General features: G+C 71.6%; 9 protein-coding genes. 4 read left to right on the top strand and 5 right to left on the bottom strand.

What is annotated here, in order from left to right; all coding sequences use genetic code 11:
• Window positions 1-160 precede the first annotated feature (160 nt).
• Window positions 161-2,986, top strand: a complete 2,826-nt coding sequence (locus ACGFZW_RS19705; RefSeq protein ID WP_393894413.1) for a penicillin acylase family protein — start codon at window positions 161-163, stop codon at window positions 2,984-2,986.
• A gap of 129 nt (window positions 2,987-3,115) precedes the next feature.
• On the opposite strand, the gene ACGFZW_RS19700 is transcribed toward ACGFZW_RS19705, so the two are convergent.
• Together ACGFZW_RS19700 and ACGFZW_RS19695 are read right to left on the bottom strand one after the other, a co-directional pair.
• Window positions 3,116-4,411 (bottom strand): MFS transporter, encoded by a 1,296-nt coding sequence (locus ACGFZW_RS19700; RefSeq protein WP_393894523.1) that lies wholly within the window; start codon window positions 4,409-4,411, stop codon window positions 3,116-3,118.
• Between the two features lie 244 nt (window positions 4,412-4,655).
• Window positions 4,656-5,948, bottom strand: a complete 1,293-nt coding sequence (locus ACGFZW_RS19695; RefSeq protein WP_393894412.1) for an exo-beta-N-acetylmuramidase NamZ domain-containing protein — start codon at window positions 5,946-5,948, stop codon at window positions 4,656-4,658.
• Between the two features lie 163 nt (window positions 5,949-6,111).
• On the opposite strand from ACGFZW_RS19695, the gene ACGFZW_RS19690 reads away from it, so the two are divergent.
• The 3 genes from ACGFZW_RS19690 to ACGFZW_RS19680 all read left to right on the top strand — a co-directional run bounded on the left by ACGFZW_RS19690 (window position 6,112) and on the right by ACGFZW_RS19680 (window position 9,367).
• Window positions 6,112-6,885: an SDR family oxidoreductase gene (locus tag ACGFZW_RS19690; protein ID WP_393894411.1), complete on the top strand. Its 774-nt coding sequence runs from the start codon at window positions 6,112-6,114 to the stop codon at window positions 6,883-6,885.
• 114 nt (window positions 6,886-6,999) lie between these two features.
• On the top strand, window positions 7,000-8,661 hold the full coding sequence (locus ACGFZW_RS19685) for a class I adenylate-forming enzyme family protein (RefSeq protein WP_393894410.1): 1,662 nt from the start codon (window positions 7,000-7,002) through the stop codon (window positions 8,659-8,661).
• A 106-nt stretch (window positions 8,662-8,767) separates the two neighbouring features.
• Window positions 8,768-9,367, top strand: a complete 600-nt coding sequence (locus tag ACGFZW_RS19680; RefSeq protein ID WP_393894409.1) for a TetR/AcrR family transcriptional regulator — start codon at window positions 8,768-8,770, stop codon at window positions 9,365-9,367.
• Window positions 9,368-9,428: 61 nt separating this feature from the next.
• On the opposite strand, the gene ACGFZW_RS19675 is transcribed toward ACGFZW_RS19680, so the two are convergent.
• The 3 genes from ACGFZW_RS19675 to ACGFZW_RS19665 all read right to left on the bottom strand — a co-directional run bounded on the left by ACGFZW_RS19675 (window position 9,429) and on the right by ACGFZW_RS19665 (window position 12,929).
• Window positions 9,429-10,643 carry an acyl-CoA dehydrogenase family protein gene (locus ACGFZW_RS19675; RefSeq protein WP_393894408.1) on the bottom strand — a complete coding sequence of 405 codons (1,215 nt, stop codon included), beginning with the start codon at window positions 10,641-10,643 and terminating at the stop codon, window positions 9,429-9,431.
• A gap of 7 nt (window positions 10,644-10,650) precedes the next feature.
• Entirely contained in the window at window positions 10,651-11,712 is a 1,062-nt protein-coding gene (locus ACGFZW_RS19670) for a phosphotransferase family protein (protein WP_393894407.1), read from the bottom strand.
• Between the two features lie 200 nt (window positions 11,713-11,912).
• The gene (locus tag ACGFZW_RS19665) at window positions 11,913-12,929 is read right to left on the bottom strand and encodes an MBL fold metallo-hydrolase (RefSeq protein ID WP_393894406.1); all 1,017 of its coding nucleotides are present in this window, start codon (window positions 12,927-12,929) and stop codon (window positions 11,913-11,915) included.
• Window positions 12,930-13,061 lie beyond the last annotated feature (132 nt).

Here is a 13,061-nt window from a genome sequence, read left to right as displayed (position 1 = left end):
TTTCGGCGGATGGTGTCGGCGCGGCTCCCGGGTGTCTGTGGGGAATTGGAAAAGGTGACTGTTGTTCATCTTCCGGCCGGGGTTAACCGCCGGTAACGTCCCGCCCACCACCCTCCCCCGAGCTGTTGCGGAGCGGAGGGACCCCCATCGAGGAGCAGGGATGCGACGACGTACCGGAAGGCTCAGGACCGCCGCGGCGGCAGCTCTGGTCGCCCTGGGTGCCACGCTCTTGGCGCCACCCCCCACCGCGGCCGCGGCCGCCGCACCGACCGAAGCCACCGACCACTGCCAGGGCCAGTGCGCCGACATCCTGCCGCCCGGGGCCAGTGGCAACGCCACCCTGGTGGAGATCCTCGGCAACAAGCTGTTCGGCACCCACCCCGCGCACACCACCGATCAACTCGCCCCGTACGGCGCCCTGGCGAGCGGCTACCAGTCGCTCACCGACGACACCCTGACCAACTTCTTCAACGACGCCTCCTTCGGCGTCCCCGAGGACCAGGTCGCCAAGGTCACCGCGCCCCGCGACGACGTGACCATCACCCGGGACAAGAAGACCGGCGTGCCGCACATCAAGGGCACCACCCGCTACGGCACCGAGTACGGCGCCGGTTACGCGGCCGGCCAGGACCGGCTGTGGCTGATGGACCTCTTCCGGCACATCGGCCGCGGCGAGCTGACCTCCTTCGCCGGCGGAGCCCTCGCCAACCAGGGCCTGGAGCAGCAGTTCTGGCCGTCCGCCCCGTACACCGAGGCGGACCTCCAGGCGCAGGTCGACAGCATCCGTGACAACAACGGAGCCCGCGGCAAGCAGGCGATGGAGGACGCGCAGGCGTACGTCGACGGCATCAACGCCTACCGCGAGGAGTCCAAGAACGGCCGCTACTTCCCCGGCGAGTACGTGCTCACCGGGCATGTCGACGCCCTCACCAACGCCGGCGAGATCAAACCCTTCAAGCTCACCGACCTCATCGCGCTGGCGTCCGTGGTCGGCGGCCTCTTCGGCAACGGCGGGGGCGGCGAGGTCCCCTCCGCGCTCGCGCTGCTCTCCGCCCAGCAGAAGTACGGCGTGGAGAAGGGCACCAAGGTCTGGGAGTCCTTCCGGGAACGCAACGACCCCGAGGCCGCGAAGACCCTGCACGACGGCCAGAGCTTCCCGTACGCCGTCAAGCCGGCCAAGGCCAAGGGCACCGCGCTGCCCGACCGCGGCACGGTCGCCGCCGAGCCCCTGGTGTACGACCGCACGGGCGCCGCCACGGCCAAGAAGGGGACGCCGCCGCGCGACCCGGTCAAGGCCCCGAAGAAGTACAAGAAGCTGGAAGGGCTGTTCAAGGACGGGGTGCTGCCCAAGGGCAGTTTCGACCCGACACAGCACCGGGGGATGTCCAACGCCCTGCTGGTCTCCGGCAAGCACTCCGCGAGCGGCAACCCCGTCGCCGTCTTCGGCCCGCAGACCGGCTACTTCGCGCCCCAGCTGCTGATGCTCCAGGAGATCCAGGGCCCGGGCATCAGCGCCCGCGGCGCCTCCTTCGCCGGCGTCGGGATGTACGTCCAGCTCGGCCGCGGCCAGGACTACGCCTGGAGCGCCACCTCCGCAGGACAGGACATCACCGACACCTACGCCGTCGACCTGTGCAACACCGACGGCTCCGCGCCCACCAAGGACTCCACCGGCTACCGCTACCACGGCTCCTGCCTGCCCATGGAGAAGCTGGAACGCACCAACTCATGGAAGCCCACCATCGCCGACCCGACAGCGGCAGGCTCCTATCGGATGCAGGTGTTCCGGACCAAGTACGGCACCGTCACCCATCGCGCCACCATCGACGGCAAGCCCGTCGCCTACACGGCGCTGCGCACCACCTACCGGCACGAGGCCGACTCCATCATCGGCTTCCAGATGCTCAACGACCCCTCGTACGTCCAGGACGCGAAGACCTTCCAGAAGGCCACCCAGCACATCGGCTACGCCTTCAACTGGTTCTACGCCGACTCCCGCGACATCGCCTACTACAACAGCGGACTCAACCCGGTCCGCGCCCCCGGGGTCGACCCGGCGCTGCCGGTCAAGGCGGAAGCCGCCTACGAGTGGCAGGGCTACGACCCCGACACCAACAACATCGACTACACACCGCCCGCTGAGCACCCGCAGTCCGTCAACCAGGACTACTACATCTCCTGGAACAACAAGCAGGCCGAGGACTACGACTCGGCCGGCTACGGCAACGGCTCGGTGCACCGCGGCAACCTGCTCGACGACCGGGTGCGAGCCCTGACGAAGGACGGCGGGGTGACCCGCGCGTCGCTGACCCGGGCGATGTCCGAGGCCGCCGTCACCGACCTGCGCGGCGAGGACGTGCTGCCCGAACTCCTGCGGGTGCTGCGCAGCAAGCCGGTCACCGACCCCGCGCTGCAGACCGCGGTGCAGCGGCTGGAGGCGTGGCGCAAGGACGGTGCCCAGCGCCGCGAGACCACCGCCGGCTCGCACACCTACGCGCACTCCGACGCGGTACGGCTGATGGACGCCTGGTGGCCGCTGATGATCGAGAAGAGTTTCAAGCCGGGCCTGGGCGGCGACCTCTACGGCGCGCTGGGGGCCAACCTCGCCATCGACGAGTCACCTTCGGCCGGCCACGGTCCGACCGGCGCCCACGCCGGATCCGCCTTCCAGTACGGCTGGTGGAGCTACGCGGACAAGGACCTGCGGTCGGTGCTCGGTGACAAGGTCCAGGGCCCGCTCGCCGAGCGCTACTGCGGCGACGGCGAACTGTCCGCCTGCCGCGACGCCTTGCTGGAGACCCTCCGGCAGGCGAACGCGAAGACTGCCGAGCAGGTCTACCCGGGCGACGACAGCTGCAAGGCCGGCGACCAGTGGTGCGCGGACGCGATCATCCACCGCGCGGTGGGCGGTCTGACGCACGACACGATCAGCTGGCAGAACCGGCCGACCTACCAGCAGGTGGTGGAATTCCCCGGTCACCGTTAGGAGGGGAGCCGGGCTGGGACGCACGACGGGCCCCGGCCCGGCACTCAAGGACCCATCGGCCCACACGACGCCGGCCGGGTGCCCGAAGGACTCGGGCGCCCGGCCGGCGTCGTGCGAGGGCTTGCCGCGTCAGGCGAGTTCGCGCTCCCGCGTCTCGGGCAGCGCCAGGACGCACACCAGCGAGACGACCGCCATCGCGCTGACGTACCAGCCCACCGAGGAGGAGCCGAAAGCCGCCTGCAGCCGGGTGGCGACCAGCGGTGCCACCGCACCGCCCAGGACGCCGCCGAGGTTGTAGGCCAGCGAGGCGCCCGAGTAGCGCACCGTGGTGCCGAACAGCTCCGGCAGGTACGCGCCCATCGGGCCGTACACCACGCCCATGCAGAACAGCGCGCCGCCGATGCCGAGGGCGATCAGCACCGGCTGCTCGGTGTCCAGCAGCGGGAAGAGCACCAGGCCCCAGACGACGGCGAGTCCGCACCCGGCGAGGACGAGCTTGCGGCGGCCCGAGCCGTCGGAGCGGGTGGCGGCGAGCCAGGTGCCGGCCGCCAGGAACAGGCAGGCGACGAGCGAGAGGCCGAGCATGGTGTTCCGCGAGACGCCGAGGGTGCCGGTCGCGTACGAGAGGCAGTAGGTGGTCGCGGTGTAGAACAGGCCGTAGGCGATGACCATCCCGCCCGCGCCCAGCAGCAGCTCGCGCGGATGCCGGCGGAAGACGTCCACGGCCGGGACGCGGCCTGCTTCCTGCGCTTGCCGCACCTTCGCGAAGACCGGCGTCTCGCTGATCTTGAGCCGGACGAACAGTCCGACGCCGACCAGCAGGAACGACAGCAGGAAGGGCACCCGCCAGCCCCAGGAGCGGAATGCCGCGTCGTCGAGGACGGCGGACAGCAGCCAGAACACACCCGTCGCCGCGAAGAAGCCGACGGAAGGCCCGAGTTGGGGGAAGGCGGCATACAGTCCACGCCGCTTCTTGGGCGCGTGCTCGACCGCGAGCAGTGCGGCACCGCCCCACTCGCCGCCCAGCCCGATCCCCTGTAGGAAACGCAGCAGGATGAGCAGCAGCGGCGCCCAGATGCCCAGCGTGCCGTAGCCGGGGAGCAGTCCGACCAGGGCCGTGGACAGACCCATCAGCAGAAGCGAGGCGACCAGGACGGACTTACGGCCCACCCGGTCGCCGAAGTGCCCGAAGATCACCGAGCCGAGGGGGCGCGCGGCGAACGCCACCGCGTAGGTGGAGAACGACGCGAGCGTCGCGTTGACCGGATCGAGGGTGGGGAAGAACGCCTGGTTGAGGACGAGCGCGGCGGCCGTGCCGTAGATGTAGAAGTCGTAGAACTCGATGGCGGTCCCGATGAACGAGGCCACCGCCACGCGCCGCAGGCTCTCGCCGCCGGCCTCCTCCACGCCGCCGGTCTTCTCCACGGCGTCCGCGCCGGCCGGCGCCGCGGACGGGCCGGCCGCCCCCGTCCGCGGTACGGCCGTCGCCCCTGGCTCCGCCGGGGCCACGGCCGCTTCGTCCGGGCTCGTCTTCGCTGTTTTCGCTGGTGTCGCGTCACTCTGCACGAGCGGCACTCTCACGCTAGGTGTACGGGGCAGTCAATAGGCGAGATGGCCTGTCTCGGGTGCTGAGACGGCGCGGGGTCCGTCGCGCAGGTCCATCGCCCTGTCAGTGGTAGCGCAGATACTGCTGACGCACCGTACGGAAGCGCCGCAGCGGCCCCTGCCAGGCGGCGACGACCTCGTCGGTGTCCGCACCCGCGTCGATCATCGTCCGCACGGCCGACGAGCCGGTCAGCCGGTCGATCCCGTTGTCCGGCCGCCAGGCGAAGCCGTTCCAGACCCGCTTGGCGGTCACCAGCAGGCCGATGCCGGTCCGCACCGGATCGAAGACCTCGCGGTCGTGGACGTGCAGTTGCACGCCGCCGATCGTCCTGCCCTCGAACTTGGAGAACGTCGGCGCGAAGTACGCCTCCCGGAAGTGCACGCCCGGCAGCCGCAGTTCGCCGACCGCGGCGGCCCACCGCCGGTCGATGCCGTCCGCGCCAAGCAGTTCGAAGGGCCGGGTGGTGCCGCGCCCCTCGGAGAGGTTGGTGCCCTCGAACATGCAGGTGCCCGCGTAGACGAGCGCGGTGTCGGCGGTGGGCATGTTGGGGCTCGGCGGGACCCACGGCAGTCCCGTCGTGTCGAAGAAGTCCCCGCGCCGCCACCCGGTCATCAAGACCGTCTCCAGCTCCACCGGCCGCCCGGCGGCATTGGGCACGAACTCGCCGTTGAACAGCAGCGCCAGCTCCGCCACCGTCATCCCGTGCGACTGGGCGATCGGCTCCCGGCCGACGAACGAGGCGTACGCCTTTTCCAGCACCGGGCCGGTGGCGGACCGGCCGGTGACCGGGTTGGGCCGGTCCAGCACCACGAACCGCTTGCCGGCGAGCACGGCCGCCACCATGCAGTCGTACAGCGTCCAGATGTAGGTGTAGAAGCGGGCACCGGCGTCCTGGATGTCGAAGACGACGGTGTCCACGCCGGAGGCGGTGAAGATGTCGGCGAGCGCCTTGCCGCTCTTGTTGTACGTGTCGTAGACGGGCAGCCCGGTCGCCGGGTCGTCGTAGCGGCCCTCCGAGCCTCCCGCCTGTGCCGTGCCCCGGAAGCCGTGCTCGGGGCCGAAGACGGCGGTCAGCCGCACCCGGTCGTCCGCGTGCATCACATCCACGATGTGCCGTACGTCCGGGGTGACCCCGGTGGGGTTGGTGACGATGCCGACCCGGCGGCCTTCCAGCAGGCGGTAGCCGTCCGCGGCCAGCCGGTCGAAGCCGGTGCGTACCGTGCGGCCGGCGGGGGCGGCGCGGCCGCCGGGCACCCGCGCCGTCGCGTGGGCCGGGCCGGCGGCCGCGGCGACCGTGGCGCCTGCCGCTCCGGTCGCCGCCAGATGCCCGAGCAGAACGCGTCTCGACAGAGCCATGCGCACACCTCCGTGATCGGGTACGTGTCGTGCGCACGCTAACGCGGTCGGGGCCGCTACGGAACGCACCCGGCCGTCACGGAGCCGGGGCTCTTCCGTTCGGACATACCGACTGGTTAGTCTGCCCGGGCAGACGAGTGGACGTCACCGAGGGAGAACCAGCGTGGAAGCCGTACGGGACAAGGCCGTTGTCGTGACCGGGGCCGGCGGGGGGATCGGCGCCGCACTGGCCCGCCGGTTCGCCGCCGAGGGTGCCCGCGTCGTCGTCAACGACCTGGACGTGGCCAAGGCCGAGAAGACCGCCGAGGAGATCGGCGCCCTCGCGGTCCCCGGCGACGCCTCCACCGTCGTCCCGGCCGCCCGGGACGCCCTCGGCGGGGCCATCGACATCTTCTGCGCCAACGCAGGCGTCGCCCCGGCGGGCGGCCCGGAGGCCGCCGAGGACGTCTGGCTCCAGGCGTGGGACGTCAACGTCATGGCCCATGTCCGGGCCGCCCGCGACCTCGTGCCCCACTGGCTGGAGCGCGGCAGCGGCCGCTTCATCTCCACCGTCTCCGCGGCCGGGCTGCTCACCATGGTCGGCTCCGCGCCGTACAGCGTCACCAAGCACGGTGCCTACGCCTTCGCCGAGTGGCTGTCGGCGACCTACCGCCACCGCGGCATCGACGTGCACGCCATCTGCCCCCAGGGCGTGCGCACCGACATGCTGGCCGTCACCGGAGCCGCAGGCGACCTCGTCCTCACCCCCGGCGCCATCGAACCGTCCGCCGTCGCCGACGCGTTGTGCACCGCGATCGAGGAGGGCCGCTTCCTGGTCCTGCCGCACCCCGAGGTCGCCGGCTACTACGCGTCGCGCGCCGCCGACCCCGACCGCTGGCTGGGTGCCATGAACCACCTCCAGCAGAAGCTGGAGAAGGCCGAGGGCCAGGACGCGTAACCGCACCATCCGGGGGGCGGCGGGCCGGACGGGCCCGGCCACGTCACCCCCGCCCGCACCCCAGGTGTCCCCGCAGGGATGATCAGGCGATCAGGAAGAAAGGGCCGCACCCCGATGACCTCCTACCAGGACAAGCCGTGGCTGGCGCAGCTCACCGACGCGCAGCGCGCGCCCGTCCAGCCGCCCCCCTCGACGCTGCACGCCTTCCGGAGCGCGGTCCGCCGCGCCCCCGACCGCACCGCACTCGCCTACTTCGACGGCCGGCTGTCCTACGCCGAGACCGACGCGCTCTCCGACGGCATCGCCGCCCACCTCGCCGAGCGTGGCTTCTCCCGCGGTGACCGGGCCGCGGTCATGCTGCAGAACTCCCCGCACTTCGTGCTCGCGCTGCTCGGCGTCTGGAAGGCCGGCGGTGTGGCCGTGCCGGTCAACCCGATGTACAAGTCCGGCGAGATGCAGCACATCCTGAACGACGCCGAGGTCACCGCCGTCATCTGCGCCGACCGCACCTGGGACGGCTTCCTGCGGGACACCGCGGCCGAGTCCCCGTCCGTGACGATCGCGCTGACCGCCTGCGAGGGGGAGTTGCAGACCCGCGACGACGCGCGGGTGCTCCGCGGGGAACGCCTCGGGCCGCGCGAGGGCGCCGACGACCTGCTCACGGTCGCGCGCACCGCCGGGCGGATACGCGCCGTGCCCACCGACCCGGGCCTCACCGCCGACGACATAGCGCTGATCAGCTACACCTCGGGCACCAGCGGAACCCCCAAGGGCGCCACCAACACCCACGGCAACATCAGTTACAACGCCGAGCGGCAGCGCACCGGCCTTGGCCTGCCCGAGGGCGCCACCTACTTCGCGCTCGCCCCGCTCTTCCACATCACCGGCATGGTGTGTGAGCTCTCCGCGTGTATCGCCAACGCCGGCACCCTCGCACTGGCCTACCGCTTCGAGGCGGGTGTCGTCCTGGACGCCTTCCTGGAGCACCGCCCCGCCTACACCGTCGGCCCCTCCACCGCCTACATGGCGCTGATGGCCCACCCCGACGTCAGCCGGGACCATTTCGCGTCGTTCCTGACGATGTCCTCGGGCGGCGCGCCGCTGCCGCCCGCGCTCGTCGAGAAGTTCCGGGCCGGCTTCGGCCCCTACATCCACAACGGCTACGGCCTGACCGAGTGCACCGCCCCCTGCGCCAGCGTCCCGCCGGGCAGGGAAGCGCCGGTGGACAAGGTCTCCGGCACCCTGGCGGTCGGCGTGCCCAGCCCCGACGCGGTCGTCCGCATCATCGACGAGAGCGGCGCCGACCTGCCGTTCGGTGAGCAGGGCGAGATAGCGGTGCGCGGCCCGCAGGTCGTGCCCGGATACTGGCGGCGCCCCGAGGCCACCGCGGACGGTCTCCCGGACGGCGAGCTGCGCACCGGCGACATCGGCTTCATGGACACCGACGGCTGGCTGTACGTCGTCGACCGCAAGAAGGACATGATCAACGCGTCCGGCTTCAAGGTGTGGCCGCGCGAGGTCGAGGACGTCCTGTACACCCACCCGGCGGTGCGCGAGGCCGCCGTGGTCGGCGTGCCCGACGCCTACCGCGGCGAGTCGGTCAAGGCGTATGTCAGCCTGCGGCCGGGGAAGGCCCCCGAGCCCGGCGATCTGGCCGCGTACTGCAAGGAACGGCTGGCGGCGTACAAATATCCGCGGGAGGTGGAGATCCTGCCCGAGCTTCCCAAGACCACGAGTGGCAAGATCCTCCGACGGGAGTTGCGCCACCGCGCATGACCCCGGGCATCCGGCGGGTGCCGGGCCCGGGTAACCGGCCCGTGCCCCGCCCGACCCGGGCCCACCGGCACCACAGACGCATCAGCACGAAGGACAGGTGAGGGCGATGGCCGGCACGAAGGACGGCAACGGCAGCACGAAGCCCGTGGCCCAGCGGCTGCTGGCCACCGCCACCAAGCTCTTCGCGGAGCAGGGCTACGACCGCACCTCCGTCCAGGAGATCGTCGACGCGGCGGGCGTCACCAAGGGCGCCCTCTACCACTACTTCGGCTCCAAGGACGATCTGCTGCACGAGGTCTACGGCCGGGTGCTGCGGCTCCAGCAGGAGCGGCTCGACCACTTCGCCGACGCCGACGCGCCGGTCGAGCAGCGGCTGCGGGAGGCCGCGGCCGATGTCGTCGTCACCACCATCGACAACCTCGACGACACCAAGATCTTCTTCCGCTCGATGCACCACCTCGGACCGGAGAAGGACAAGCAGGTCCGCGCGGAGCGGCGGCGCTACCACGAGCGGTTCCGGGCACTGATCGAGGAGGGCCAGCGATCCGGTGTGTTCACCGCCGACATCCCTGCCGACCTCGTCGTCGACTACCACTTCGGCTCGGTGCACCACCTCGGCACGTGGTACCGCGAGCGCGGCCCGCTGACGCCCCAGCAGGTCGCCGACCACCTCGCCGACCTGCTGCTGCGTGCACTGCGCCCGTAACTCATGCAACGACGGAGGGGCCCCGCGGCTGTTCGGCCGCGGGGCCCCTCCGCCGCCGACGCTAGAGGTACTTCTTCAGCTCGCGGCGGGCCAGTGACCGCTGGTGCACCTCGTCGGGACCGTCCGCAAGGCGCAGCGTGCGGGCCGCCGCCCACAGCTCCGCCAGCGGGAAGTCCTGACTGACGCCGCCGGCGCCGTACAGCTGCACCGCCTGGTCCAGGATCCCGACGACCGTGCGCGGGGTGGCGATCTTGATGGACTGGATCTCGGTGTGCGCGCCCTTGTTGCCGACGGTGTCCATCAGCCAGGCGGTCTTCAGCACCAGCAGCCGCAGCTGCTCCACCGCCACCCGCGCGTCCGCGATCCACTCCTGGACCACGCCCTGCTGGGCCAGCGGTTTGCCGAAGGCCGAACGGGCCACCGCGCGGCGGCACATCAGCTCGATGGCCCGCTCGGCCATGCCGATCAGCCGCATGCAGTGGTGGATCCGGCCGGGGCCGAGCCGGGCCTGGGCGATGGCGAAGCCGCCGCCCTCCTCGCCGATCAGGTTGCTCGCGGGCACCCGCACGTCGTGGAAGACCACCTCGGCGTGGCCGCCGTGGTAGTGGTCCTCGTAGCCGTAGACCTGCATGGCGCGCTTGACCTCGAGCCCCGGGGTGTCGCGCGGCACCAGGATCATCGACTGCTGACGGCGGATGTCCTCGCCGCCGGGGTCCGTCTTGCCCATCACGATGAAGACCCGGCACAGCGGGTTCATCGCCCCGGAGATGTACCACTTGCGGCCGTTGAGGACGTACTGGTCACCGTCCCGCTCGATCCGCGTCTCGATGTTCGTCGCGTCCGAGGACGCCACCTCGGGCTCGGTCATCGCGAACGCCGAGCGGATCTCGCCCGCGAGCAGCGGCTCCAGCCACTGCTTCTGCTGGGCCTCGGAGCCGAACTGCGCCAGCACCTCCATATTGCCGGTGTCCGGCGCCGCGCAGTTCAGCGCGGTGGGGGCGAGCTGCGGGCTGCGGCCGGTGATCTCCGCCAGCGGCGCGTACTGCAGGTTGGTCAGCCCCGCGCCGTGATCGGCGTCCGGCAGGAAGAGGTTCCACAGGCCCTGCCGGCGCGCCTCCGCCTTGAGCTCCTCCACGATCGCCGGGGTGTCCCACGGCGAGGCCAGCTGCGCCCGCTGCTCCTCGACGATCTCCTCGGCCGGCAGGACGTGCTCGTCCATGAAGGCCAGCAGCTTCTCCCGCAGCTCTTCCGTACGGGCGTCGAATGCGAAGTCCATGGGTGCCTCAGCCTTCCTTCAGGGCGGACAGGGTCGAACGGCCGTGCTCGATGAAGACCGGCACGACCTCGCCGATCCGGTCGAAGCCGGCGCCCAGGGTCTGGCCGAGCGTGTAGCGGTAGTGGATTCCTTCGAGGATCACCGCGAGCTTGAAGTACGCGAACGCGGTGTACCAGGCGACCTGCGAGACATCGCGGCCCGAGCGGGTCGCGTAACGCTCGATCAGTTCGGCCGGTTCGGGGTGTCCGGGGGCGCTGCGGGTGGTGGTGATGGGGGAGTCCGGGGTGTCCTCCTGCTCGCTGTACATCACCAGCAGCCCGAGGTCGGCGAGCGGGTCGCCCAGCGTGGACATCTCCCAGTCCAGGACGGCGGTGATCCGGTCGTCGGCGCCGACCAGGACGTTGTCCAGGCGGTAGTCGCCGTGGATCACGGTCGGCGCGGGGGAGTCCGGCAGCGCCTTGGCCAACTCGTCGTGGAGCGCGTCGATGCCCGGCAGCTCACGGTTCCTCGACGCCGCGAGCTGCTTGCCCCAGCGCCGCAGCTGGCGCTCCAGAAAGCCCTCGGGACGGCCGAAGTCCCCGAGGCCGACCGCCTCGGGGTCCACCGCGTGCAGTGCGACGAGGGTGTCGACGAGGGAGAGCACCACGCCACGGGTGCGCTCCGCTCCCAGCGGCCGCAACTGGTCGGCCGTGCGGTACGGCGTGCCCTCGACCAGCTCCATCACGTAGAAGGGCGCCCCGATGACCGACTCGTCCTCGCACAGCAGCAGCGCTTCGGGCACCGGCACCGGCGTCTCGTGCAGCGCGCTGATCACGCGGTGCTCGCGCCGCATGTCGTGCGCGGTGGCCAGCACATGGCCGAGCGGCGGCCGCCGGACGACCCAGGAGGACGCGTCGTCGGTGACGCGGTAGGTGAGGTTGGACCGCCCGCCCTCGATCAGCTGCGCGCGCAACGGTCCGCCGGTCAGGCCGGGCCGTTCCCGTTCCAGGTGCTCGCGCAATCGCGCCAGGTCCAGGCCGGGGGGTACCTCCCGGGCCGCGGCCTGAGGGGGAGGGGTGCCCTTGCTCATCGTGCTCCTCCGTACGGAGTGGACAGTCACTCGGTCAACGCCTCGATCATGCCGACTAGTCGGTATGGCGTCCAGTGCGCGGACGTGGGGCGTCGGTCACGCGACGGCGGCCGGGCGCCGGCCCGGCCGCCGACCGGACGTCGCGCAGCCACTGTGACCAGGCCGGATCGCGCGACGGCAGCCCGCAGCCCGCGCTTCCCTCACGCGTGGCACGCCATCGGAATCCCGCCGTTCATGACCGTCATGTCCCCGAACCCGGCGACCGGATCCAGCAACGATCCGGGTGCCGCGCCCGCCAGCTCCGCGTACGCCCGATGCAGATTCGCCACCAGCCGCTCGCTCTCGGCCAGCTCGGCGAACGGGCCGAGGTCCGTCTCCTGGGCCACCTCCAGAGGAGTCCGGCCGGCCGCGTACCCGTCGACCGCCAGCCGCTGGACGAAGCGCAGGTAGCGCTCGACGTCGTCGTACACCTCCGGTCCGGTCACCGGGCCGTGCCCGGGGACGACCGTGACGGCGTCCAGCGAGCGCAGCACCTCGATCGCGTGCAGGGAGCCGGTCAGCGATCCCATGAACACGAACGGGGTGCCGCCGTGGAAGACGAGATCGCCGGTGAAGACGATCCGTTGGCCGGGCAGCCAGACGATGGTGTCGCCGGGGGTGTGCGCGACGCCGGGGTGGATCAGCTGCACCTCGATCCCGCCGATGTGCAGTGTGAGCGTGTCGGTGTACGTGACGGTCGGCGGGGTGAGGCGGATGTCGCCGTAGGCCACCTGCGGCCACATCGCGTGCAGCTGATGTCCGGCGGCGAGCAGCTCACGACGGCATGCGGCGTGCCCGATGATCGTCGCCTCGGGCGTGAAGACGCCGTTGCCGTAGGTGTGGTCGCCGTGGTGATGGGTGTTGACCACGGTGCGGGGCGTCGCGGCGCCGCTCCCGGCGATCCGGTCGCGCAGCAGGCGTGCCCGGCGTTCGGTGGCGGCGGTGTCCACCACAAGGGTGGCGTCCCCTTCGGTGACGAACCCCGCGTTGTTCAGGCACCATCCGCCGTCCGGCTGGATGAACGCGCCGACACCGGCGGCCAGTTCGACGAGATACGGCTCCGGTACGGCCTGCTCCGTGACGGCTGCCGCGCCGGCCGGCGGCTCGGCGGCGGTCACCTCGGCGGCGGGCCCCGGGACGGTGCCGGGGCCGGTGGCGGTCGGTGCGGTGTGGCTCATGCGGATGTTGCCCCTCAGCTGATGGATCCTCACCCCGCTCTGCCGGTACGAGTGTTAGGCCTGCTCCGGCGATGTGCGGGGTCGCGCCACGGTACCGCCGGGGGCCGAGCCGCCTGCGCACCGGGCGCCCTC

This window comes from Streptomyces sp. NPDC048248, from assembly GCF_043201875.1.
GTDB lineage: Bacteria > Actinomycetota > Actinomycetes > Streptomycetales > Streptomycetaceae > Streptomyces.
The sequence above is the reverse complement of the archived record's forward strand: the minus strand, read 5'-3'. Positions and strand labels throughout refer to the sequence as shown.

Excerpts from the sequence above, each read along its gene's own strand:
- ACGFZW_RS19705 (WP_393894413.1), top strand. The coding sequence starts at position 161 with ATGCGACGACGTACCGGAAGGCTCAGGACCGCCGCGGCGGCAGCTCTG.
- ACGFZW_RS19695 (WP_393894412.1), bottom strand. The coding sequence starts at position 5,948 with ATGGCTCTGTCGAGACGCGTTCTGCTCGGGCATCTGGCGGCGACCGGA.
- ACGFZW_RS19685 (WP_393894410.1), top strand. The coding sequence starts at position 7,000 with ATGACCTCCTACCAGGACAAGCCGTGGCTGGCGCAGCTCACCGACGCG.
- ACGFZW_RS19680 (WP_393894409.1), top strand. The coding sequence starts at position 8,768 with ATGGCCGGCACGAAGGACGGCAACGGCAGCACGAAGCCCGTGGCCCAG.
- ACGFZW_RS19675 (WP_393894408.1), bottom strand. The coding sequence starts at position 10,643 with ATGGACTTCGCATTCGACGCCCGTACGGAAGAGCTGCGGGAGAAGCTG.
- ACGFZW_RS19670 (WP_393894407.1), bottom strand. The coding sequence starts at position 11,712 with ATGAGCAAGGGCACCCCTCCCCCTCAGGCCGCGGCCCGGGAGGTACCC.
- ACGFZW_RS19665 (WP_393894406.1), bottom strand. The coding sequence starts at position 12,929 with ATGAGCCACACCGCACCGACCGCCACCGGCCCCGGCACCGTCCCGGGG.